The organism is Rhizobium sp. 05L429 (assembly GCF_056397645.1).
In genome coordinates, this window is record NZ_JBFTNV010000013.1 from 183000 (window position 1) to 207543 (window position 24544).

16 protein-coding genes are annotated in these 24544 nt (G+C 60.8%); 9 read left to right on the forward strand and 7 right to left on the reverse strand.

The genetic code is table 11. From position 1 onward, the window contains the following. The 4 genes from AC1DNW_RS16250 to AC1DNW_RS16265 all read right to left on the reverse strand — a co-directional run bounded on the left by AC1DNW_RS16250 (nucleotide 1) and on the right by AC1DNW_RS16265 (nucleotide 4729). Nucleotides 1-984, reverse strand: coding sequence for an ABC transporter permease (locus AC1DNW_RS16250; protein ID WP_113296602.1), 984 nt, complete (start codon nucleotides 982-984; stop codon nucleotides 1-3). Then, nucleotides 981-1976: an ABC transporter permease gene (locus AC1DNW_RS16255; protein WP_477853578.1), complete on the reverse strand. Its 996-nt coding sequence runs from the start codon at nucleotides 1974-1976 to the stop codon at nucleotides 981-983. Before AC1DNW_RS16255 ends, AC1DNW_RS16250 begins: the two co-directional genes overlap by 4 nt. Then, nucleotides 1973-3511 (reverse strand): sugar ABC transporter ATP-binding protein, encoded by a 1539-nt coding sequence (locus AC1DNW_RS16260; protein ID WP_477853579.1) that lies wholly within the window; start codon nucleotides 3509-3511, stop codon nucleotides 1973-1975. Before AC1DNW_RS16260 ends, AC1DNW_RS16255 begins: the two co-directional genes overlap by 4 nt. Nucleotides 3512-3589: 78 nt before the next feature. Further along, the gene (locus AC1DNW_RS16265; protein ID WP_477853580.1) at nucleotides 3590-4729 is read right to left on the reverse strand and encodes a sugar ABC transporter substrate-binding protein; all 1140 of its coding nucleotides are present in this window, start codon (nucleotides 4727-4729) and stop codon (nucleotides 3590-3592) included. Nucleotides 4730-4963: 234 nt separating this feature from the next. On the opposite strand from AC1DNW_RS16265, the gene AC1DNW_RS16270 reads away from it, so the two are divergent. Beyond that, on the forward strand, nucleotides 4964-5998 hold the full coding sequence (locus AC1DNW_RS16270) for a LacI family DNA-binding transcriptional regulator (protein WP_477853582.1): 1035 nt from the start codon (nucleotides 4964-4966) through the stop codon (nucleotides 5996-5998). On the opposite strand, the gene AC1DNW_RS16275 is transcribed toward AC1DNW_RS16270, so the two are convergent. Continuing rightward, a complete protein-coding gene (locus AC1DNW_RS16275; protein WP_477853584.1) occupies nucleotides 5970-8273 on the reverse strand; it encodes an FdhF/YdeP family oxidoreductase in 2304 nt (767 codons plus the stop codon). The genes AC1DNW_RS16270 and AC1DNW_RS16275 overlap by 29 nt on opposite strands. Nucleotides 8274-8522: 249 nt before the next feature. Here AC1DNW_RS16275 and AC1DNW_RS16280 point away from each other — a divergent pair, with 249 nt between their 5' ends. From AC1DNW_RS16280 to AC1DNW_RS16315, 8 genes are all read left to right on the forward strand, one after another. Further along, nucleotides 8523-9110: an ANTAR domain-containing response regulator gene (locus tag AC1DNW_RS16280; protein WP_477853586.1), complete on the forward strand. Its 588-nt coding sequence runs from the start codon at nucleotides 8523-8525 to the stop codon at nucleotides 9108-9110. A gap of 43 nt (nucleotides 9111-9153) precedes the next feature. Continuing rightward, complete coding sequence (locus tag AC1DNW_RS16285) at nucleotides 9154-10431, forward strand: CmpA/NrtA family ABC transporter substrate-binding protein (RefSeq protein WP_477853588.1); 1278 nt, start codon at nucleotides 9154-9156, stop codon at nucleotides 10429-10431. A 452-nt stretch (nucleotides 10432-10883) separates the two neighbouring features. Next, nucleotides 10884-12125, forward strand: a complete 1242-nt coding sequence (locus AC1DNW_RS16290; RefSeq protein ID WP_113507103.1) for an MFS transporter — start codon at nucleotides 10884-10886, stop codon at nucleotides 12123-12125. Between the two features lie 16 nt (nucleotides 12126-12141). Then, on the forward strand, nucleotides 12142-14592 hold the full coding sequence (gene nirB, locus AC1DNW_RS16295; protein ID WP_477853589.1) for a nitrite reductase large subunit NirB: 2451 nt from the start codon (nucleotides 12142-12144) through the stop codon (nucleotides 14590-14592). Nucleotides 14593-14603: 11 nt separating this feature from the next. Further along, complete coding sequence (gene nirD, locus AC1DNW_RS16300; protein WP_113296612.1) at nucleotides 14604-14933, forward strand: nitrite reductase small subunit NirD; 330 nt, start codon at nucleotides 14604-14606, stop codon at nucleotides 14931-14933. Beyond that, on the forward strand, nucleotides 14933-17590 hold the full coding sequence (locus AC1DNW_RS16305; protein WP_477853618.1) for a nitrate reductase: 2658 nt from the start codon (nucleotides 14933-14935) through the stop codon (nucleotides 17588-17590). Before nirD ends, AC1DNW_RS16305 begins: the two co-directional genes overlap by 1 nt. Next, nucleotides 17562-19037, forward strand: coding sequence for a siroheme synthase CysG (gene cysG, locus AC1DNW_RS16310; RefSeq protein ID WP_477853591.1), 1476 nt, complete (start codon nucleotides 17562-17564; stop codon nucleotides 19035-19037). Before AC1DNW_RS16305 ends, cysG begins: the two co-directional genes overlap by 29 nt. Nucleotides 19038-19206: 169 nt before the next feature. Beyond that, nucleotides 19207-22500 carry a GH36-type glycosyl hydrolase domain-containing protein gene (locus AC1DNW_RS16315; RefSeq protein WP_477853595.1) on the forward strand — a complete coding sequence of 1098 codons (3294 nt, stop codon included), beginning with the start codon at nucleotides 19207-19209 and terminating at the stop codon, nucleotides 22498-22500. Nucleotides 22501-22771: 271 nt separating this feature from the next. Here the strand turns inward: AC1DNW_RS16315 and AC1DNW_RS16320 are convergent, their stop codons facing one another. Further along, the gene (locus tag AC1DNW_RS16320; protein ID WP_113307493.1) at nucleotides 22772-23368 is read right to left on the reverse strand and encodes a DsbA family protein; all 597 of its coding nucleotides are present in this window, start codon (nucleotides 23366-23368) and stop codon (nucleotides 22772-22774) included. Nucleotides 23369-23509: 141 nt separating this feature from the next. Further along, the gene (locus AC1DNW_RS16325; RefSeq protein ID WP_477853596.1) at nucleotides 23510-24541 is read right to left on the reverse strand and encodes an LLM class flavin-dependent oxidoreductase; all 1032 of its coding nucleotides are present in this window, start codon (nucleotides 24539-24541) and stop codon (nucleotides 23510-23512) included. Nucleotides 24542-24544 lie beyond the last annotated feature (3 nt).

Sequence of the window (24544 nt, forward strand, 5' to 3'; positions counted from 1 at the left end):
TCACGAGACCTTCTGCCGCCCGTAAAGCAGCAACATGCCGATGATGACCGCCCCATAGATGAGCTGGCGACCGGCTTCCTCGATCTGCATGACAGAGAGAATCGACTGGAGAAGGGTGATCAAGATGACGCCGGCCACGGTTCCGAGATAGGAACCCTTGCCGCCGAGCACATGTGTGCCGCCAAGCACCACGGCCGCGATCGAGGGCAAGAGATAGGCGTCACCCATGGATTGGGATGCTTTCGAGGCGTAGCCGGCGAGAAGCACGCCGCCGAGCGCGCTAAGCCCACCTGACATGATGAAGGCCAGCAGGGTGATCCTGCGAGTGTTGATGCCGGACATATACGCGGCGCGCTCGCGATTGCCGATTGCATAGAGCGCCCTGCCGAAAGTCGTTCGCGTTAGCAGGAAGACGGCAAGCAGGCCGACGGCCAACCACACCAGAACGCCATTCGGAAGCCCCGGTATGGCATAGCCGGTTGCCAGGAAGCGCATGGCGGCAGAAGCCGAATCCTGCGGTGAGAAACCGCCGGTATAGACGACCATCAAGCCTTGCGCGACGGCATTGGTTGCAAGCGTGATGATCATCGAGGGAATGCGCAGATAGGCAACCGCGATGCCATTGACGAGACCGATCGCAGCACCACAGAGAATGCCGAATGGGATTGCGAGAACCGCACCCGTCGTTCCGTAAGCAGTGGCGGCGCAGGCCATCATCGCCCCTGTCGTCACGACCCATGGCACCGACAGGTCGATCTGCCCGAGCAGGATGACCGCCATCATGCCGGTTGCGATGACACCAAGGAAGGAAGCCACCTTCAACTGCTGCAGCAGGTAATCCGGCGACAGGAAGTTGGAGGAATAGAGCGAACCACCGAGAAGCAGCAGGATGATACAGCCAAAGGCGATCGCCACCGCCGGATCGACACCGCGCAGCCGGGCGGGCACGGGAATTTGCCGCATGGTGGAAGCATCCTCGCTCATTGGAACCACTCCAGGCGATTGCGGACCCGCGACAGGCCGATGCAGCCGATACTGACTGCCAGCATCAGCACCACTCCCTGGAAGAGCGGCTGCCAGAGCGGATCGAGATCGAAGACGAACAGCAGGTCGCCGATGGTGCGGAAGGCCAGCGCACCGAAGACGGCACCGACGGCGCTTCCCTTGCCACCCGCCAGCGAAACGCCGCCCAGCACCACTGCCGCGATCGAATAGAGCGTATACGCATTGCCGCTCGCAAAAGCTGCCTCGCCCGTATAGGAAAAGAAGGTCAGGTAAAGCCCGCCGATCGCTGAAAGCAGCCCCGCCAGCCCATAGGCGGCGAGCTTCGCCCGTTTCACCGGCATGGCCGACATGTAAGCGGCGTTTTCCGCCGAGCCGACCGCATAGGCGGTGCGGCCGAGCACCGAACGGCTGAACGGCACCCAGATCACCAGGACGACAAGCGCGAGCACGACGAGGCTTGCAGGGATGACGCCAAAAAGTTTCGAGGTAAACACATCGGCGAGATCTTCATTGACCGAGCCGCCGGGTGTGGGCCGCAACAGCAGCGCCAATCCGTAAAAGACCGCACTGGTMGCAATCGTTGTGACGATCGGCTGCAATCGACCGAAGATGATGACGAGCCCATTCAGCAGGCCGCAGGCGAKACCGGTCAAAAGTACGGCCACGACACCCAACCCAGTCTGCAGCGGCGTGCCGACGACGAGCCATGAGGCAAGGCAATTGCACAGGATGAGGATCATGCCGACCGAAAGGTCGATGCCCGATGTGATGACCACGAAACATTGCGCCATCGCCACGAAAGCGAGCAGTGTCGCCTTGTTGGCGGCCGTCTGCACCACATTCGGCGTGAAGCCGGCCGGATGGTTCGAGACATAGATGATGAACATCAGGATGAAGAGAAGCGCTGCAAAGAGCGTACCCTTCTGCTGAACGTACCAGTACCGCCATTCGCCGCCCGCCTGCCTGCTCATTGGGCTATCCTTTGCTGCGCTTGGCCGGCGCCGATGTTGAGGGCGGCGCTCACCAGCTCGCGCTCGGTAATCTCGTCTCCCTCGAGGATGCGCACGATGCTGCCATCATACATGACGAGCACGCGATCGCAGCATCCGGCCAGTTCGTCATAGTCCGTCGAATAGAAGATGATGGCCGCGCCCGCGTCGGCAAGCTTGCGCAGCAAAGCATAGATCTCCTGCTTTGTGCCGACATCGATGCCGCGGGTCGGATCATTGAGCAGAATGATGCGCGGGCGGTTCATCAGCCATTTGGCGATCACGACTTTCTGCTGGTTGCCGCCTGACAGCGAAGCGACCGGCATGTCGATCGTCGCGGCCTTGATCGCTAGAAGCTTCAACAGCTCGTCTATCTCGCGAAGCTCCGCGGCCCGGTCGATCACGCCATTGCGTGAAACGCGGTCGAGTGCGGCGATCGACAGGTTCTCGCGCACCGTCATGGGGAGCATGAGGCCCTCGGTCTTGCGGTCCTCCGGAATCAGCGCCATGGAGATATCGCCTGATTTCGCAGCACCTGGGCTCTTCAACCTTACCGGTCGGCCATTGACCGCCACCTCGCCTTTCAGGTCGCGCAGCACACCGAAAAGCGCCAGCAGCAATTCGCGCTGCCCTTGCCCGTCCAGCCCGCCGAACCCGATGATTTCGCCGGGCCGCACATCGAAATTGATCCCGGAAAGCCGGTCTTCCCAAGAGAGATTGCGGCAGGAGAGCACCGGCGCATGTGCCCTCGATCGCAGCGGCTTGGGTGGGAAGACATTGGTATATTCGCGTCCGATCATCAGTTCCACAACCTGCTGGTCCGTCTTGGTGCCGGCAGGATAGGATTCGATGCTGCGGCCGTTTCTAAAGACCGTGCAGTCATCAGCGAGCTCGGCAATCTCGTGCATGCGATGGGAAATGTAGATCAGCGCCATGCCCTCGGCACGCAGTTGCTTCAGCACGCCAAAGACCTTCTCGACATCCGACTGGGTTAGCGCCGAGGTCGCCTCGTCGAGGATCATCAACCGCGGCTTGCGCGCAAGAGCCTTGGCAATCTCCACCATCTGCCGACGGGAAAGCGGCAGGTCCTTGACAAGGGACGAGGGATGGATATCGGCCGCTCCGGCACGGGCCAGCGCAGCTTCAGCAATCTGACGCTGCCTGTTGCGGTCGATCATGCCGAAACGAAGCGGCGGATTGCTGATAACGATGTTGTCGGCCACCGACAGATCGGGAATGAGCGACAGTTCCTGGAAGACGCAGACGATGCCCTCGGCATTGGCGGCAGCCGGCGAGGCGAAGGAGACCTCGCTCCCGTCAAGCAGCATGCGCCCCTCATCAGGCGCGACTACCCCTGCCATGATCTTGATGAGGGTTGATTTACCGGCGCCGTTCTCCCCGAGCACGGCATGGATCGCGCCCGGGCGGACTGCGATATTGGCTTCCTTCAGCGCAATCGCGCCGCCGTAGCGTTTCGATATGCCTTCCAGGCGCAGAAGCGGTTCGGAAAGGGTCATGCATCCAGCCTCCATTCGGTCGCGTCGAGATCAAGACTGCGGGCGCGAGCGCCCGCAGTCAGGTCCGGATGGTGGGGATTACTGGTTTTCCTTGGACTGCCCCATGATCTCCTGTGCGGTGAAGTTGATACCGCAGGTCGGGAAGGCGTTGCCGACGAAGAAGTTGTCGGATTGGGTGGGGTAATAATCCTCACCTTCCTTGAAATCGGGATCCGAAACGAGTGCCGTCGGCAGCTTAACGGCCTGGGGCACGACTTCGCCTTCAAGAGCGGCGATGGCCGTCTTGATAGCGACGGCGACCTGCGCCGGACCGGTACCGGCCGACGAGCATTTCAGACCGTCGCCAGCATGGGCCGCGCAGAATTTGCGAAAGCCGTTCTCCGTCTCACCGCCGAAGGGCACGAAAGCATGCTTCGCATCGATCATCGCCTGCACGACGCCGGTGTCACCGCCTTGGGCAGTGATGCCATCGAACGGACCATTGGTAGCGATCGCATCGGCCGTTGCCTTCTGGGCCACGCCGTCGTCCCACTTGCCGACGACTTCAGTCACGGTGAACTTCTTGCCGGAAGCGTCCAGCGTCTCGTGGATGCCGTTATGGCGATCCGTATCGACCGAAGTTCCAGCAACGCCGCGCACTTCGAGGATCTTGCCACCCTGCGGCAGGTGCTTCACCAGCCAGTCGGCCCAGATGACACCGAGGCCCTTCTGGTCGACATTGACGTTGATCGCATCCTTGGTGTCGAGGATATTGTCGAAGGCGACAAGAACGACGCCGGCTTCCTTGGCGCGCTTGATGACCGGACCGAAGGCTGTCGGGTTCTGGGCGTTGACGACGACGGCATCATAACCGGCATCGATGAAGTTGTTGATCGCCGAAATCTGGGCCGGAACGTCCTCGCCGGTCGACACAACCTTGAATTCTTTGAGTTTGGCGGCGACATCCGGCTGGGCAGCGTAGGCCTTTGCCGTTTGCACCATCTGGATGCGCCAGGTGTTGGCGATATAGCCGTTGGCAAGCGCGATGCGGTAACGACCATCCTTCTTCGGATATTGCAAGAACTGGGTTTCGGCCGACCACGGAACCATGCAATTCGGATCGGCGGCGGGGCCGGACACGACCTTTGGCTCCGCCATGGCCGTGCTGCAGAGCAGAGCAAACGCCGACGCCGAAAACGCGGCGACACGTGCCATTTTCGCTTTCTTCACCTTGAGCATTGAATATCTCCTCCCTCGGGCGGACCGAGCCGCCTCTCCACAAAGTCTTATTGGCATGCTGATTCCCGGAAGGTTCCATCCCATCCTTTCCGGTGCAATTTTAGCGTAACATAGTTGACAGCGCTGTCAAATCGGATTTGCTAGCGCTGTCAACTGCAAATTCAAAGAACAATATTTCGCAACTGCGAGATAAATTACAGATCCGCACGACTTTGTTGTATAGAGCGAGAGCACATGCGAAGAGTAACTTTGGACGATGTGGCAACTTTGGCCGGCGTCAGCCCGATCACAGTTTCACGCGTACTTCGCAAGCCCGACGCGGTCTCGGAAGCGCTGCGGCGGCGTGTCAATGCCGCCGTCCAGGAACTCGGCTATGTGCCGAATATTGCGGCCAGCCGGCTTGCCTCGTCGCGCACGCACGCAATCGGCGTCATTGTGCCGACGCTCTATAACGTCATCTTTGCCGAATATCTCTTTGCTCTGCATGACGTGCTTGTCGGGGCGGGCTTTCAGGTCATCGTCGTCAACAGCCGGTATTCCGAGCAGGAAGAGGAAAATGCCGTCAAGGTACTGCTCGGCCAACGGGTCGAAGCGATCATCATCGCCGGCATTCATCATACACCGCTTGCCCATCAGCTTCTGATGCGGGCGCATTTGCCCGTTGTCGAGACATTCGAGTTGTCGCCGGATCCGATCGACCTCAATATCGGCATGCTGCAAGATCGCGCTGGGCAGGCGGCAACGCAGCATCTCATCGACCGCGGCTTCAAGCGTATTGCCTTTCTGGCGGGCAATCTCGACCATCGTTCCCAGTCCCGCTTCGACGGCTATCGCCTGGCAATGCAGGAAGCGGGCCTGGAGAACCTTGAGATCGTCACCCAGCGACCGCGGCACAGCTCGGTTGCGCTCGGCTCCGATCTCCTGGCCCTGATGCATGAACGTGGCGACCGCCCGGAAGCGATCTTCTGCACCGACGACAACGTGGCGCTCGGCGCCATGCAGGAGTGCCGCAAGCGCGGCATCCGCGTGCCTGACGATATCGCCATCATCGGTTTTCATGATCTGGAATTTTCTGCCTGTGCGTCACCCTCCCTCTCGTCGATCGTGACGAGGCGTTTCGAGACGGGCAAACTTGCCGCCGAAAAGGTACTGGCGGCCCTCAATTCGACGAGCCGCCAGCCGCCGAGCCAGATCGATCTTGGCTTCGAAGTCATCGCCCGCGAAAGTACAGGCATAACCATCAGGCAGCAGCTTGGGCCTCGCTCTTAGAGATCGTGACCGGAACCCCCTTGTAGCTCGGCGTGCCCGACTTGCGGTCATAGTGATCGAGCGCGATCACCGCATTCATTTCCGGATAATAGCCGGCCACCGAACCGAAGGGGATATTATACTCGACAACCGTGAAACCGATGACGGTTTTCCCACCCCCGTTGCGGGTGGCTGAGCGGATATCGATCCGGTCTCCGTCACGCAGGCCCCGTTCAGCAAGATCCTGACCGCTCATGAAGATGACATCACGGCGGCCGAAGATACCGCGATAGCGATCGTCGAGGCCGTAGACCGTCGTGTTGTATTGGTCGTGGCTGCGCAGCGTCGTCAGCACCAGTGTCGTCGGGTCCTTCAGGCGAGGATCTTCGTCGAGACCGGGGGCGACGAGGAAGGTTGCCTTTCCGCTCGCCGTCTTCCAGACGCGGTAAGAAGCGGGAACATCGAGCCGGAAGCCGCCGCGAACGCGGACACGGCTATTGAATTCGTGAAAGTCCGGGAACACCAATTCTATCTTGTCGCGGATGCGGTCGTAATTGGAGATCAACCCGCTCCAGTCGATGCTATATTTTGTGCCCAATGTGGCCATTGCAATGCCTGCGATGACGGCCGGCTCAGACTTCAATAACTCACCCGGCGGCTTCAGGAAGCCGCGCGAGGCGTGCACCATCGACATGGAATCTTCGACCGTCACCGACTGCGGCCCTGATGYCTGCGTGTCAAGGTCTGTTCGTCCGAGGCAGGGAAGGATGATCGAGGTCTTTGCCATCAAGAGATGCGAGCGGTTGAGCTTGGTCGCGATATGGACGGCGAGATCGAGCTTGCGCATGGCCTTGAAGGTGACGTCAGGATCGGACATGGCGACAGCCAGATTGCCGCCGAGGCAGATCAGCGCCTTCGATTTGCCGGCAGCGATCGCCTCGATGGCCTCGACCGCATTATGGCCCTTCTCTGCAGGGGGACGGAAACCAAAGGCGCGTTCCATGCCGTCGAGCAGCGCTTTGTTCGGAATTTCGGTAATGCCGACAGTCCGGTCGCCCTGAACGTTGGAATGACCACGCAGAGGGCAGAGACCGGCGCCGGGGCGGCCGACATTGCCGCGCAGCATCAGGAAATTGGCAAGCTGCTGGACATTCGCCGTTCCGTTCGCGTGCTGGGTGATGCCCATGCCGTAACAGAGGATGACATTGCGGGCGCTGAGATAGACATCGACGGCGCTGTTCAGCGCTTCCATGGTGAGACCGGAGACACTGAGGATATCGGCCCATCGCGCGGCGGCGAGATCCTCTTTCAGGGCATCGATGCCGACAGTGTGTTCGGCGATAAAGGCCCTGTCCAGAACGCCCTCGCCACCAGCGACAAGATCGGCCTCATCGCGCTCGAAGATCAGTTTCATCAGACCCTTGAGAGCTGCGAGGTCGCCACCGGTGCGGAGCTGGTGATAGGCCGATGCGATGCGTGTCGAGGAAAAGGTCACCATCTCCACCGGATTTTGCGGCGCCGCGAAACGCTCGAGCGCCCGCTCCTTCAGCGGATTGAAGACGATGATGGGCACGCCGCGGCGCGATGCCTCATGCAAGGTCGTCATCATGCGCGGATGGTTCGTTCCGGGATTGTGGCCGAAGCTGAAGATGGCATCGGCATGATCGAAATCCTCAAGTGTCACCGTGCCCTTGCCGACACCAAGCGACAACGGCAGCCCGACGCTCGTTGCCTCATGGCACATGTTCGAACAGTCGGGGAAGTTGTTGGTGCCATAGGCGCGTACAAAAAGCTGGTAGAGGAATGCAGCTTCGTTCGAAGCACGGCCGGAAGTATAGAACTCAGCCTCGTCCGGGCTGGCGAGCTTGTTCAGCTCTGCGCCGATCAAGTTGAAGGCGTCATCCCATTCGATGGCTTCGTATTTATCCGTGGTACCGTTGTATTTCAGCGGGTGCGTCAGCCGACCCTGGTCTTCGAGCTTGTGATCGATCCATTCCCAAAGCTCCGAGACCGTATGTTCGGCAAAGAATTCCGGCGCGACACGGCGGGCAGTCGATTCCCATGTGATCGCCTTTGCACCATTTTCGCAGAATTCGAAGGACGAGGTGTGCTTCGGATCGGGCCAGGCGCAGCCAGGACAGTCGAATCCGTCCGGCTGGTTTGCCTTGAGCAGGGTCGTGCTGCCCTGCGCGACGATCTGCTGATGCTTCAGCGTTTTCGCCACCGCTTTCAGAGCATCCCAGCCGCCCGCGGGATGCCCGTATTCCTCAACACCATCAGGACGCTTGTCGCTCATGTCAGCTCTCCGTCTTCGAGACAGCCGGACGATAACAGTGCGCGGCCGGGCGGTGCATTATACTCAGGCATAGGTAGCGCAGCCAACGGCAAGGCGCATGGATGCCGCGATCTCTTTCGAAACCCCGGGGAAATCAGGCGGCTGCACATATATAAAGCAACAAGACCATTATTTAGTCATTTTTACAAAATGCCTAATAAATTGCCTTTTAAGCTTGTCCGCTTTGCTGCGTTGCGTCATAAATAGCGCATGAGCCGGCTCGACCTGACCATTCTTGTGATCGATGAAAACACCATTCGCGCCTCCATCATCGAAGAGGGGCTGCGGGAGGCTGGTCATGCGCGCGTGACGGTCATCCACGAAGTTCAAGGCGTGGCGAGAATCATCGATACACTGCGGCCCGATGTCATCATCATTGATATCGAAAACCCCAATCGCGACATGATGGAGCATCTATTTCAACTGACGCGCACTGTCGGCAGGCCGATCGCCATGTTTGTCGACCGTTCAGACACGGCCTCCATCGAGGCCGCAGTGGATGCAGGCGTCTCGGCTTACATCGTTGACGGGTTGAAGAAGGAGCGCGTCAAACCCATTCTTGATATGGCGGTCAGCCGCTTCAATGCCTTCAGCCGGCTACAGCGCGAACTTGCCGATKCCAAATCGGCTCTCGAGGAACGCAAAGTGGTGGAGCGCGCCAAGGGCATTTTGATGAAGATGCGCGGCCTGTCAGAGGAAGAGGCATTTGCACTGCTGCGCCAGACGGCGATGAACGAGAAAAAGAAGATGTCCGACATCGCCCAGAGCGTCGTCACCGCGGCAGGGCTTTTGATGTGATGGCGGCCTCGCGTGCTGATGTCCGGAGAAAGCCGGAGTGAATATGATGACGAAAAACCTTGATCCCGGCGCCGGTCTGCCGGCCCCCGCGCGTCTCAATGGCGAAGGCCAGAGAACACTGAGGGCCGGCTTCATTCCGCTTGTCGATGCCTCTGTGCTGATAGTTGCCGCAGAATTCGGCTTCGCGCAGCGGGAGGGCCTGACGCTCGACCTCGTCAAGGATGTCTCCTGGGCCAATGTTCGCGACCGCCTCGCCTTCCGGCAGTTCGATATCGCCCACATGCTCTCGCCGATGCCTGTCGCCTCCATGCTCGGCCTCGGCTCCAATCCATCGCCGACGATCACGCCCTTTTCTCTCGGGCGCGGCGGAAATGCGATCACGCTTTCGACCCGCCTGTTCGATAGAATGCGGGATGCCGCCGATCTTTCCGAGACCGCGAATGCACTAGAAAATGCCAGGGCGCTCGCAAAGGTGCTGGCAGAGATGAGAGCGCGCGGAGAGCCGTTGCCCACCTTCGGCGTCACCTATCCCTTTTCCTCGCATAATTACGAATTCCGCTACTGGCTCGCCGCCGGGGGCATCGATCCGGACAAGGACGTCAAACTCGTCGTCGTGCCGCCGCCGCTGACGTCGGATGCGCTGGCTGCCGGCGGCATCGACGGATTTTGCGTCGGCGCACCCTGGAACATGGTGGCGTCGGAGCGCGGTGTCGGGCGTATCGTCGCTGCCAAACAGGATATCTGGCCATCTGCACCGGAAAAGGTGATCGGCATGCGCCCGGAATGGGCGGACAGCCATCCGGAAACAGTCTCCCGGCTGATCGTTGCTCTCGACGCAGCGGCGCGCTGGTGCGACCGGCCGGAAAACCACGATGCGCTTGCCGAGGCCCTCGCGGATGCCCGCTACATCGCAGCCCCGGTTCACATCATCCGTCATGTGCTGGCCGGCGAGTTCAGCCTCGATGCAAAGGGGAACCGGCGCATCATCGATAATTACTTCATGTTCCATTCGGGCTTTGCCAATTATCCTCGCACGAGCCAGGCACTCTGGATCTACAGCCAGATGATCCGCTGGGGTCAGGCCGAACTCGGTCTAAACCCCGCACGCGCAGCCGCCTCCGCCTATCGCCCGGACCTTTACCGCACCGCCCTTGGCGAGGGGAGCGCACCCATTGATGCCGACGTGCGCATCGAAGGCGCGGACGAAGACGACCGTTTCATGGACGGCCATGTTTTCGACCCATCGAAACTGCCGGATTATATTGCGGGCTTTGCCGTGAAGAGCGCCTTGCCCTTCATTCCGCACGCTGATGAGACCTGACAGAACTGCTGCATTGCATAAATCRCTTGCAGCATTTYCGACCCGCGACTGAGCAATCGCACAAAAGTTTTGCAGAGCGATTTCGTGCTTCCAAAAGCAGCATCGGGTGTAGGTCGAAGTAATTTCCTTTTATTTCAATAACCTGCAGTAGCTTGAACAAACTGGCACGCCGCTTGCAAGACTAAAACTGCACTGGTCAAGGGCGATCGGGGCAGGATGTGCGCGATAGGCGCTCATCAGAGACACAGAGTTACCTCTTGGCATCTGCATACGGATTGCTTGAGGCAGATGGGCCAGAAGGCCATGAATTCGGCGTCCAACGGCGGGCGCCACCAGCAAAGCCGCTGATCAGGATATTTCGCGCACCTCGTGCATGCGCGTCCTGACCAGCGGCTTTTTGTTTTAACCCCCAGCGATAGATCGGCACGACCTTGTCGGGCCACGGAGAAGCCATGTCTGTCATCGAGAAAGCGCAGCCCATGTCCGCCGGCGAACCAGCCAAAGCACTGTGGATCTCCACGGTCGCCTTCACTCTCTGTTTTGCCGTCTGGACGATCTTTGCGATCATCGGCATCCGCATCAAGCAGGAACTCAACCTGAACGAAGCCGAGTTCGGATTGCTGGTCGGCACCCCGGTGCTGACCGGTTCGCTCGTGCGTATCGTTCTCGGCATCTGGACGGGACGCTACGGCGGCCGTCTTGTTTATACGCTGACGATGCTTGCCGCCGCATTGGCGACCTTTCTGCTTTCCTACGCCCACACCTACTCGCAGATGCTGATCGCCGGCCTCGGTGTCGGGCTTGCCGGCGGATCCTTCGCGGTTGGCGTCGCCTACGTCTCGCCCTTCTTCCCGGCGGAGAAGCAGGGAACGGCGCTTGGCATCTTCGGCGCGGGCAATGTCGGCGCGGCCGTGACCAAATTCGCGGCCCCGTTCGTTCTGCTCGCCTGGGGCTGGCAGGCGGTCGCAGAGATCTGGGCCGTCTGTCTGGCGTTGATGGCAATCGTCTTCTGGTTCACCACGACCGATGATCCGGCCTTCCGTCTTCGCCGCGAACGTGGCGTTGCTTCCAAGAGCCTTGCCCAGGAATTCGCGCCGCTGCAGAACGTTCAGGTCTGGCGCTTCTCGCTCTACTATTTCTTCGCCTTCGGCGGGTTCGTCGCCCTGTCCTTGTGGCTGCCGCGCTATCTGGTCGGCGTCTATGGCTTCAACCTGGAAACTGCAGGCATGGTCGCAGCCGCCTACTCCATCCCGGGCAGCATCTTCCGAGCCTTCGGCGGCGTGCTGTCGGACAAGAAGGGTGCGCGCAGCGTTATGTATGCGATGTTTGCCGTATCGGCCGTGGCCACCCTCATTCTTTCACTGCCGTCTGCTACCATCACGCCTGTCATTTTCATCGTCGTCATCTTCGTGCTCGGCTTCTTCATGAGCCTCGGCAAGGCTGCCGTCTACAAGCACATTCCGGCCTACTATCCCGAAAGCGTCGGAGCCGTCGGCGGCATCGTCGGGATGATGGGCGGGCTTGGCGGCTTCATCCTTCCGATCGCCTTTGGCCTCCTCAAGGACATGACCGGCCTTTGGTCGAGCTGCTTCCTGCTGCTTTTCGCGATCGTCGCGATCTCGCTGATCTGGATGCACCTGTCCGTAAAGCAATTGTCACGCCAGGGGCACTCCGCGCCCGTGGCTGCAACCTGACCAAGGACCTGTAAATATGACCGAAAAACTCGTCATCATCGGCAATGGCATGGCGCCTGGGCGCATGCTGGAGCACCTCTTGGAACAGGCGCCGGGCCGCTATGAAGTTACGATCTTCAACGCCGAGCCGCGCGTCAATTACGACCGCATCATGCTCTCGCCTGTCCTGTCAGGAGAAAAGGACTACGAACAGATCATCATTCACGGCGACGGCTGGTACATCAAGCACGGCATCACGCTGTACAAGGGCCACAAGATCATCAACATCGATCGCGTCGCCAAGACCGTCACCTCCGACCACGGCGTCACCGAAGGCTACGACAAGCTGGTGATCGCAACCGGATCAGTGCCCTTCATTATCCCTGTTCCCGGCAAGGATCTGCCGGGCGTCATCACCTACCGTSATCTCGACGACGTTCAGGCCATGCTGCTGGCGGCCCAGTCGCGCGAAAAGGCAATCGTCATCGGCGGTGGTCTGCTCGGGCTCGAAGCAGCCGCCGGCCTTGCCCAGCGCGGCATGGATGTCACCGTACTGCACGTCATGCCAACGCTGATGGAGCGCCAGCTTGATCCCGCTGCCGGCTACCTGCTGCAGAAAGCCGTCGAGGAACGTGGCATCAAGGTGATCTGCAAGGCCAATACCAAGGCGATCATCGGCGACGGCAAAGTGGAGGGTATCGAGCTCGACAACGGCACGATCATTCCCGCCACGCTTGTCGTCATGGCTGTCGGCATTCGACCGAATGTCAATCTTGCCAAGGACGCCGGACTTGCCGTCAACCGCGGCATCGTCGTCGATGCCGGCATGCAGACATCGGATGGCGATATCTACGCGCTCGGAGAATGCGCCGAGGTGGGTGGCATGGTCTATGGCCTCGTCGCGCCGCTCTACGAGATGGCCCGCGTGGCCGCCGCCCATCTGTCCGACGACACGAAGCCGGCCTTTAAACATTCCGACACGCCGACGAAGCTCAAGGTTACCGGCATCGAACTCTACTCGATCGGCGATTTCGCCGACGGCGACGACCGGCAGGAAATCGTACTGCGCGATGCGACTGCAGGAATCTACAAGCGCCTTGTTCTGAAGGACAACCGCATCATCGGCACGGTGCTTTATGGCGAAACCTCGGACGGCGCCTGGTTCAACGACCTCAAGAAAAAGGCCGTCGACATCTCCGAAATGCGCGACACATTGATCTTCGGCCAGGCCTATCAGGGAGGATCCCCGCTGGACCCTATGGCGGCCGTTGCAGCCTTGCCGGATGATGCGGAAATCTGCGGCTGCAACGGCGTCTGTAAAGGCAAGATCACGTCCACGATCTCGGCCAAGGGACTGACATCGCTCGATGACGTGCGTGCTCACACGAAGGCCTCCGCCTCCTGCGGCTCCTGCACCGGCCTTGTCGAGCAGCTCATGTCCTTGACGCTGGGTGATGCCTATAATCCGCAGGCCGTGCAGCCGATGTGCAACTGCACTGAACTCGGCCATGACGACGTGCGCCGCCTCATCAAGGCGAAGACGCTGAAGACCATTCCCGCCGTCATGCAGGAACTGGAATGGAAGACGTCGGGCGGCTGTGCCAAATGTCGCCCCGCGCTCAACTATTACCTCGTCTGTGACTGGCCGGACGAATATGCCGACGACTATCAGTCGCGCTTCATCAATGAACGCGTCCACGCCAACATCCAGAAGGATGGTACCTATTCCGTCGTGCCGCGCATGTGGGGCGGAGTAACCAATTCCGGCGAACTGCGCGCCATCGCCGACGTGGTCGACAAGTTCGCCATTCCGATGGTCAAGGTCACGGGCGGCCAGCGCATAGATCTGCTCGGCGTCGAGAAGGAAGACCTGCCCGCTGTCTGGGCAGATCTCGGCAAGGCCGGCTTCGTCTCCGGCCAGGCCTACGCCAAGGGTCTGCGCACGGTGAAGACCTGCGTCGGCTCCGACTGGTGCCGCTTCGGCACCCAGGATTCGACAGGGCTCGGCATCCGCATCGAGAAATTCATGTGGGGCTCCTGGACACCGGCCAAGCTGAAGATGGCAGTCTCCGGATGTCCGCGAAACTGTGCGGAAGCGACCTGCAAGGATGTCGGCGTCATCTGCGTGGATTCCGGCTTCGAGATCCATTTTGCCGGCGCCGCAGGCCTGGACATCAAGGGCACCGAGATACTCGGCCTCGTCAAGACCGAGGACGAAGCGCTCGAACATATCGTGGCACTGACCCAGATGTACCGCGAACAGGGCCGTTACCTGGAGCGCATCTACAAATGGGCCAAGCGTATCGGCCTTGACGAGATCCGCCGGCAGATCATGGAAGACCATGAAAAGCGCCAGGCCTATTACGAGCGCTTCGTCTTTTCCCAGAAATTCGCACAGGTCGATCCCTGGTCGGAGCGTGTCTCAGGCAAGGACAAGCACGAGTTCCGGCCGATGGCAACCATCGGCTTCAATCAGGCGGCCGAGTGAGGAGAACCATCATGAACTGGCACCCGATCGGCGACATTTCCGATATTCCGCTACGCGGCTCCCGCTGCGTGAAGACCCCGCAGATGAATATCGCCGTCTTTCGTACGAGCGAGCATGAAGTCTATGCGATCGAAAACCGCTGCCCGCACAAGGGCGGACCGCTTTCTGAAGGCATCGTGCACGGCAATGCCGTCACGTGCCCGCTGCACAACTGGGTGATTTCGCTGGAGACCGGCAAGGCGCTCGGTGCCGATAACGGCACGGTGCGCACGATCCCGCTCAAGAACGAGGGCGGCACGCTCTATATCGCGCTCGAAAGCCTGATGATGGCGGCGGAATGATGGGAGCAGAGGTCAAGACCACCTGTCCTTATTGCGGCGTCGGCTGCGGCGTGATCGCCAAGGTGGACGATGCCGGCGCTATGACCGTGAAGGGCGACCCCGAGCATCCGGCCAATTTCGGCCGGCTCTGCTCCAAGGGTTCGGCGCTCGCCGAAACGATCGATCTGGATGGGCGTCTGCTCCATCCGGAAATCGACGGCAAGCAGGCGGAATGGGATGAGGCTCTCGATCTCGTAGCGCAGCGCTTTTCGGAAACTATCGCCGAACACGGGCCGGACTCCGTCGCCTTCTATGTGTCGGGCCAGTTGCTGACCGAGGATTATTACGTCGCCAACAAGCTGATGAAGGGTTTCATCGGCTCAGCCAATATCGATACCAATTCGCGCCTCTGCATGTCCTCGTCGGTCGCCGGCCATCGKCGCGCCTTTGGCTCGGATACCGTGCCGGGCCTCTACGAGGATCTGGAACTCGCCGATCTCGTCGTCCTGACCGGCTCTAACCTTGCCTGGTGCCATCCTGTCGTCTACCAGCGGCTGGCGGCTGCCAAGGCTGCCCGACCGGGCCTGAAGATCGTCGTCATCGATCCGCGCAGAACGATGACCTGCGATATCGCTGACCTGCATCTCGCCATCCGACCCGATGGCGATGTGGCGCTTTTCATGGGACTGCTCGCCCATCTCGCGGCAAGCCCGGCCATCGACCAGAACTACATCGGCGCTCATACGGAAGGTTTCGGCGCGACCTTTGCCGCTGCTTCCACATTGACAACTGACGATCTGCTCGATCGCACCGGCCTGCCGGCAATGCAGGTGAGAGAATTCTTCCGGTTGTTTGAAGCCACCGAAAGGGTGGTCACCTGCTACAGCCAGGGCGTCAACCAGTCGGCTTCCGGTACCGACAAGGTCAATGCCATCATCAATTGCCACCTGGCGACGGGTCGCATCGGTCGACCCGGCATGGGACCGTTTTCGCTGACCGGCCAGCCGAATGCCATGGGCGGGCGCGAAGTCGGCGGCCTCGCAAATATGCTGGCCGCCCATATGGCCATCGAAAACGCTGGGGATCGCGACCGGGTGCAGCGCTTCTGGAATGCGCCTGATCTTGCCAGCAAACCCGGCCTGAAGGCCGTCGATCTGTTCGGAGCCGTCGAGGCGGGTCATGTCAAGGCGCTCTGGATCATGGCGACCAATCCCGTCGTTTCAATGCCCAATGCCATCAGGGTCGAGGCAGCGATTGCCGCCTGCCCCTTCGTCGTCGTGTCGGACATGTTGCGCGAGACCGATACGACACGACACGCGCATGTGTTGCTCCCCTCCCTCGGCTGGGGTGAGAAGGAAGGGACTGTCACCAATTCGGAACGCCGCATATCCAGGCAGCGCCCCTTCCTGAGCGTGCCGGGGGAAGCACGCGCCGACTGGTGGCAGATGGCAGAAGTCAGCCGCAGGATGGGTTTTACTGAAGCTTTCGACTACCCATCGCCGGCCGCCATCTTCGCTGAGCATGCCGCTCTGTCCGCCTTCGAGAATGATGGCAGCCGCGACTTCGACATCGGCGCCTATGCCGAAATACAGCCCCCCACCTATGATGCGCTGAAGCCGTTCCAGTGGCCGCAACCTTCCGGAACGGAGAAAAAGGAAACGCGGTTCTTCGCCGAGGGCGGTTTCTTCCATCCCGATCGCAAGGCGCGCTTCATCGCCGTCGAAGCGCCGGCAACCAACAGGACAGATGCGGCCTATCCCTTCACGCTGAATACCGGCCGGATCCGCGACCAGTGGCACACGATGACGCGCACGGGAAAGAGCGCGCGGCTGTCATCCCATATCGCCGAGCCCTTCGCCGAGATCCACCCGCGCGACGCGATCGAGCTTGGCGTGGCTGGTGCCGCCCTCGTGCAGGTCGAAAGCGCCTACGGCAAGGCCATCATCCGCGCGCTTGTGACCGACCGGCAGGCACGCGGCAGCGTTTTCGTGCCCATGCACTGGAGCGATCAGAACTCCGCTGGGGGGCGGATCGGCGCTGTCGTCAAACCCGCAACGGATCCGGTTTCCGGCCAGCCCGCCTCGAAGAATGTCGCGGTTGCCGTCAGCCGCTATCGCGCTGCCACTTATGGTTTCGCTGTCAGCGTGACAAAGCCTGATGTGCTCGATGCGGACTATTGGGCACTTGCCAAGGCCGATGGCGGCTGGCGACTGGAGATCGCGTTCCGTGACAGCATCGCAGACTGGACGGCGTGGTGCCGAAAAAGCTTCGGTATTGCCGACCATATCGAGCCCTTGGGTTATGCCGACCAGCAATCGGGCGACCGGCGCATCGCCTTCTTCGACGGAGAAAGGCTGCTTGCCGCGCTCTTCCTTGCAAAGGAGCCGGTTGCTGTCGCACGCAACTGGGCAGTCTCGCAGCTGACTGCAGATCACAGCAATCTGCGCCGCCGGTTTGCGATCATTGCCGGCAGGCCGGGCGCTGACATGCCGGATCCAGGGGCCACCGTCTGTTCCTGCTTCAGCGTCGGCGTCAACCAGATCGTCGCCGCCGTCCGTTCCGGCTGCCGCAGTGTCGAGGCGATCGGCAGCGAACTGAAGGMCGGCACCAATTGCGGCTCCTGCCGCGCTGAAATCAGAGGGATCATCAATGCCTGTGTTGCAGACGCTGCCGAATGATGTTGCCGACCGGGCGCCGGCCCGCATGGCGCCGCTCGCCAAGCTGCCGGTCTTCTGGTCGCTTGCCGGCCAGCGGGTGATCGTCGCCGGCGGTTCGGATGCCTGCGCCTGGAAGGCGGAACTGCTGGCCGCCTGCGGGGCGAGAGTCGAGATCCATGCAGAGCAACTGAGCGAGGTCTGTGCCACCCTCATTGAGCGCGGCTCCCCACATCCAGAAGGCGCGCTCATCCACCGTCCAATGGCATGGCACGAGGATGTTCTTGCAGGCGCGGCGCTTGCCATAGCGGACTGCGATGACGAGGCCGAAGCCCGGGAGTTCTTCGAGGCCGCGCGCCGAGCCGGCGTTCCCGTCAATGTGATCGACAAACCGGCTTTTTGCCAGTTCCAGTTCGGTTCCATCGTCAACCGCTCGCCCGTCGTGGTGTCGATCTCGACCGATGGCGCCGCCCCCATTCTCGCCCAGGCCATTCGCCGCCGCATCGAGACGCTGCTGCCGACATCCCTGAAATCCTGGGCGACCCTTGCCCAGTCATTGCGCGAAGAGATTGCCCTTCGTCTGAAGCCCGGCGCTGAGCGCCGCGCCTTCTGGGAGCGTTTTGTCGATCGCGCTTTCGGAGCTGAACCGACGCAGACAAGCGCCCGCGATCTGCTTGCGGAGATGAAAGGGCAGGCTCAGGCGCGCCCCGTCGGACGAGTGACGCTTGTCGGCGCCGGTCCCGGCGATGCGGAATATCTGACGCTGAAGGCCGTGCGGGCATTACAAGCCGCCGATGTCATCCTGTTCGATGATCTGGTGTCGGACGAAGTTCTGGAACTGGCGCGGCGTGAGGCCAAACGTCTATTGGTTGGCAAGCGCGGCGGGCGCACGAGCTGCCGGCAGGAAGACATCAACGAGATGATGTTGACTTTCGCCAAGGCCGGCAAGAACGTTGCCCGGCTGAAATCCGGCGATCCGATGATCTTCGGCCGCGCCGGCGAGGAGATCGCCTATCTGAAACAGCATGATATTCCGGTCGATGTCATCCCTGGCATCACGGCGGCAAGCGCTATGGCGTCACGGCTCGGTGTTTCCTTGACCCACCGCGATCATGCTCAGGCCGTCCAGTTCGTCACCGGGCATTCGCGTCATGGCGAGCTGCCTGAGACGATCGACTGGCACGCCCTTGCCGATCGGAAAAAGACGACGGTCTTCTACATGGGCGGAAGAACCGCCGGCGCCATACAGAACAGACTTATCGAAGCCGGCCTCGACACAAAGACGCCCGTCGTTATTGTCAGCTCGGTCGCCAGTGCCGACGAGAGGCGGTGGAGCGGCAATCTGGAAGATCTCGCTATCGCCATGGTCGATATGGGCTTCGACCGGCCAGTGCTGATCGGTGTCGGAGAGGTTTTTTCCGCTTGCTGTCTAGCAGCAGAAGACCATCTGCCAGCTGCGGCCAGGGCATAGCGGCGTAAGAGCCTTTTTAGCCCAAAAAAGGATGAAGAGCGGCAGTTCGGCAATCCGGACTGCGGTAAACAGTCTGCGCGACACGATCTCACCAGTGACAACAGATAATATTTCCCTCAATCATTTTGCGTCATTCTTCGATTCCCTTTTAGGCGACACGAGATCTCACATGCCCTCGAGACTGAATCGCAAATTGCAGATGCCCCGCCGCGACGACCTCGGCCTTCTGACAATCGCAAACGGCTCCGGCCTCTCCATATCCGCGCTACCGAACGGCACGCTCTTTTCCATCGATTATGCCGATAGTCTCGGATCTGTGCAGATCAACCAGATCCAGGGATCGCCGCTTTCCGGCGGCGTYGGACGTCTCTACCTGCGGCTCGGCGGCAAGGAGCCTGTCKTCGCTGAAATCGTCGGACCGCGGGCAAAGGGCCGCTTCGGCCACCACGAAACGGGCTTTACCTGGAGCGGTGAAGCTGGGGAAATCCGTTATCACGTCAGCCTCGTGCTCGCCCCCTCCGAGGCGACTTGGTTCTGGCATGTCACGCTCACCCATGCCGGCGAGGATAAGCTGCCGGCCGATCTTGTGCTGGTTCAGGATGTCGGCCTCGGCGATCGTGGTTTCCTGATGAACAGCGAGGCTTATGCCTCGCAATATGTGGATCATCACATCGCCGAGCATCCGGCTTTCGGACTGGTGGTGATGAACCGGCAGAACCTCAAGCAAGGTGGCGGACGCATTCCGTGGCTCGCACAGGGCTGCCTGGAAGGTGTGGCTGCCTATGCCACAGATGCAATCCAGCTGGTGCAATCAGCCGCTCGCAGTAACGATCTTCTCGTCGGCCCCTTCGGCAGCGACCTGCCAAGCCAGCGCCGGCAGCATGAGATGGCCTGCCCTGCCCTTCAGTCGAAGCCGCTTTCCGTTTCATCCGAGGGCGTGACGGCCAGCTTCTTCGGCCTGTTCCTCAACGATCACCAGGCAGCATCAAGCGATGCGGATCTTTCCCGCCTCGACCATCTGACCACCGCCGAGAAGAAGGCGGCTGGTCCGGCGGAGAAAACGCCTCCGCGCAGCATCCTGCAGAATGCTGCGCTGTTGACGGTGGAAACGCTCGGCGACAAGGCGCTCGCCGGCCTCTATCCTGACCGCATCCTCGAAGAACGCGTCGACGGACAGCTCCTCTCCTTCTTCGTGCCCGAGGGGGCTCTCAACCGGCATATCGTGCTACGGGAAAAGGAGCTACAGGTCGCGCGGCGCCATGGAGCGATCATCCGCAGCGGCCAGAACATGCTGCTCGACGATGTCACGCTGGCATCGACCTGCTGGATGCAGGGCATCTTTGCCGCGCAACTGACGATCGGCAATACATCCTTCCACAAGCTGCTTTCCGTCTCCCGCGACCCCTACAATTTGACGCGCACCACCGGGCTGCGCATCCTTGTCGATGTCGGCCAGGGCTGGCAGCTTCTCGCCGTGCCCTCGATCTTCGAGATGGGGCTTAGCGACTGCCGCTGGATCTATCGCCTTGCCGACCGCACCATCACCGTGATGGCCACGGCCCCCGGCGAGGATCCTGCCATGCAGTGGGCGGTCTCCGTGGAAGGCAAGCCCTGCCGTTTCCTGGTTTTCGGTCACCTCGTCCTCGGCGAACGGGAATATGATACGAGCGGTCATGTCGAATTCGACGACGATGCCAAGCGCATCCTCTTTCGTCCGGACCCGCATTGGCTCTGGGGTGAGCGTTTTCCCGATGCAAGCTATTGGCTGGTGAGCTCCACACCCGATGCCGTTGAGGCGATCGGCGGCGACGAGCTTCTCTATGAGGATGGCGTCGCCCGCAACGGCGCCTTCATTGCGGTGCGGTCCAAGGAAACACGATCGCTGTCCTTCACCGTCGTCGGCTCGATGACGGACAAGGCGGAGGCCAAACGTCTGGCAGATCGCTATGCAGGCGGCGTGACGCAAGAAGAGATGCTGGCACCGGCGTCACGTTTCTGGCGCGATACTATCCGCGGCCTGACGCTCGACAAGCCAAGAGCCGAAGCCGTGGCGCATGCGACGATCCTTCCCTGGCTGGCGCATGACGCCATCGTGCATTTGAGTGTTCCGCACGGGCTTGAGCAATATACGGGCGCGGCCTGGGGTACCCGAGATGCCTGCCAGGGGCCGATTGAATTCCTGCTCGCTTATGAGCATGATCGCGAAGCCAAAGAAGTCGTGAAGACGGTCTTCAGCGAGCAGTCCCTGCAAAAAGGCGACTGGCCGCAATGGTTCATGCTGGAGCCCTATTCCAACATCCGCTCCGGCGACAGCCACGGCGACATCGTCGTCTGGCCGCTCAAGGCACTATGCGACTATATCGAAGCGACCGGCGATCTTGTCATCCTTGAGGAGAAAGTCGCCTGGCGCGACGACAAGACGATGGGCAAAGCGCCGGCTGATACGATCGCCATCCATGTCGAAAAGCTCCTCGATACGGTGCGCGAACGCTTCATCCCGGGCACGCATCTGATCCGCTATGGCGAAGGTGACTGGAACGATTCCCTGCAGCCAGCCGATCCCCATCTGCGCGACTGGATGGTGAGCAGCTGGACAGTTTCCCTGCTCTACGAGCAGGTCGTGCGTTACTCCGCCATCCTGCGCCGCGTCGGCAAGGGGGATGGCGCAACAGCGCTGCGGAAGATCGCAACCGCCATGCGGCGCGACTTCAACAAGCATCTGATCCGCGACGGCGTGGTTGCCGGCTACGGCATCTTCGATCCCACCCATGACGGGGTCGAACTGCTGCTGCATCCCGACGACCAACGCACCGGGCTGCATTACTCGCTGATCTCGATGACACAGGCGATGCTCGGCAAGCTCTTTACGCCGGGGCAACGGCAAGAGCATATGAAGCTGATCGAAAAGCACCTGCTCTTCCCCGATGGCGTGCGCCTGATGGAGAAGCCTGCGACCTATGCAGGCGGCCCGGAAACACTCTTCCGCCGCGCCGAATCCTCGTCCTTTTTCGGCCGCGAAATCGGTCTGATGTATGTGCATGCGCATCTACGCTACTGCGAAACGCTGGCCATAGCCGACGATGCAAAAGCCCTCTGGAGGGCGATCGGCCTCGTCAATCCGATCGCTGTCACGGATGCCCTGCCGCAAGCATCTCTGCGCCAGCGCAATACCTATTTCAGCAGCAGTGATGTCGCCTTCCCGGATCGCTATCAGGCCGCGAGCAACTGGCAGCAGGTCAAAAAGGGCGAGATCGCCGTCGACGGCGGCTGGCGCATCTATTCCAGCGGCCCCGGCCTCTACGCCCGCAGCTTTGTCGAAAACATACTTGGCTTCAAACGCCGCTTCGGACGGCGCAAGCGGCTGCCGCTTCTGCCATCTTCGGCGTTGGTCACGATCAAGACGGATCACGCACCGTGGCGCCGGCTGAACGCTGTGTCCAACACGCCGAAGCGCAAAGATTAAAGGACGGCTTTGCGCAGGCGACTAGAATCGGATCAGGGCTAGCGAAAAGCTGCAGCCAGGTGGAATGTGCGACGGGCTCGGCACGTCGCCTTCCAGCATGATGCGGCGGCGAATAGACTTCCGCTTGTCGCCGAGCTCCACGATCCTGTGCTCGGAAAGAACGCTGCGTCCGGTGAGACGGTCAGCGGCGGCTTTGGAAAACACAGGATCGATCTCGCCGCCGGAGAGAGTTTTACCGGCGACGGAAGCGCGCTGTTCGAATGACGGCTTTTTACGGCCTGTCGCCGTGAAGATGGCGCTCGAGGAAGGGCAAGTTGTCCTGTCCCCAGTAGAGCTCGTCTTCATAGGCAAAGGTCGGAAAGCCGAAGACGCCTCTTTCGCGTGCGTGAATACGATCTGCCGCCCATTTCTGCTGAACATCGCCGTCGCCCTGCCGCCGCAGCAAGGCCGCTCCATCGAAACCGGCCGCATTGACGATCGCTTCGCGGATATGGGGCCTGCCGATATCCTTTGCCTCGCTCCAGAAGGCATGCTGCAGGGCACGTGTCACGCCGATCCAGTCCTGGCGGTCGAGATAGGCGGCGATGACGAAGAAGGAAGCCGGCGTTGGATCGCTGAGTTCAGGCCGGTTTTCGAGGATCAGGGTCTTGCCGCGGACACCCGCCCAGCGCTTGAGATCCCGGACCCAGTAGGCTCGGCGGATTTCCGGCCGGTTGCGAGAGAAAATCCCGCCGTTTTCTTCAACGACCGTCGTCAGATACGGCTTGATGCTCACATCGTTTTTTTCGGCAAGCTCGGCAAAGGCATCCAGCCCGATATACGACCAGGGTGAGCTTATGGAAATGAAATATTCGACTAATCTGGTCACGGAGAGATTCCTACAATTCCGATGTTTGTCGCACTGAGGCTGCGGTCGAATGCAGCACTCGATTCAAGGCCGATGGGGACATGCTATTGATGCACCTGCTCGTTCGGTTCTTTCAAGCGACTCGCATAGCAATATCACGCATCAGGCCACCCGAAGGACCTTTGTCTGCCAGCCGAGTTCAGGCGCGATATGCGTGACAAAGTCATGCAGGATCTGGCGATATTCGTCATGTTCGAATTCATAGGGCAATTCCAGCCTGAGCTCGCTGACATGCGGCAGGATGGGATCGGCATGGAGACGCTCGAGAATCTGCTCCGATGTACCAACGAGATCGCTGGCAAAAAGGGTGCGCCGCTCACCTTGCGGGGAAAGCGTGCGCTCATGACGCCCGGCGGCATAATCGGCATATCGCCTGCGGGTGGCCGCATCGGCACTGTCGAAGGGCACGATGACACGGCCGAGCGCTACACGTCGATCGGCTCCGCCAGCGGCACGGTAGACGACCAGCTGACGGGACTGGGCGATAAAGAAATCGTCGGTCTCCTCGCCGGTCGTGACATTGCCGATCAGCAGGTTGAACCCGTTCTGCCCGGCCCAGGCGGCCGAGCGCAGCGAGCCGCCGCCATACCAGATGCGGTCGATCAGGCCTCTCGCATAGGGATGCAGCCTCGGGCGTTGCGGGCCGAACGGCGTCTTGATGAAGGTGTTCTCGTCGCCGAGATAGGTTCCCTTCAGATTGCTGGCGAAGCGCAGCACGCGTTCATGCGAGAAATCATGGTTCTGCCAGTCGCCGTCGAAGGCAAGCGGACCGATGAGGTCGGCATGCAGCGGACGTCCGGCGCTCAGGCCAACATTCAGCCTTCCCTTTGACAGAACGTCGACCGTCGAAAGATCCTCTGCCAGCCGATACGGACTTTCGTAACCGATCGGAATGACAGCGGTGCCGAGCTCGATACGGCTGGTTCGCTGGGTGGCGGCCGCCAGAAAGGCAGTCGCGGAGGAGATGCCGGGCTCCAGATGCCGCTGGCGAGCCCAGGCACTTTCAAAACCCAGCTCCTCGCCGAAGCCAAGAAGCTGCAATGTCTTTTCGAGGCCGGGGAGCGGGTCGTCATCCGAATAGTTTCCGGGTGTCAGAAAGCCGATATGGCTGATCGAAAGCGTATTGCCGCTCATCTT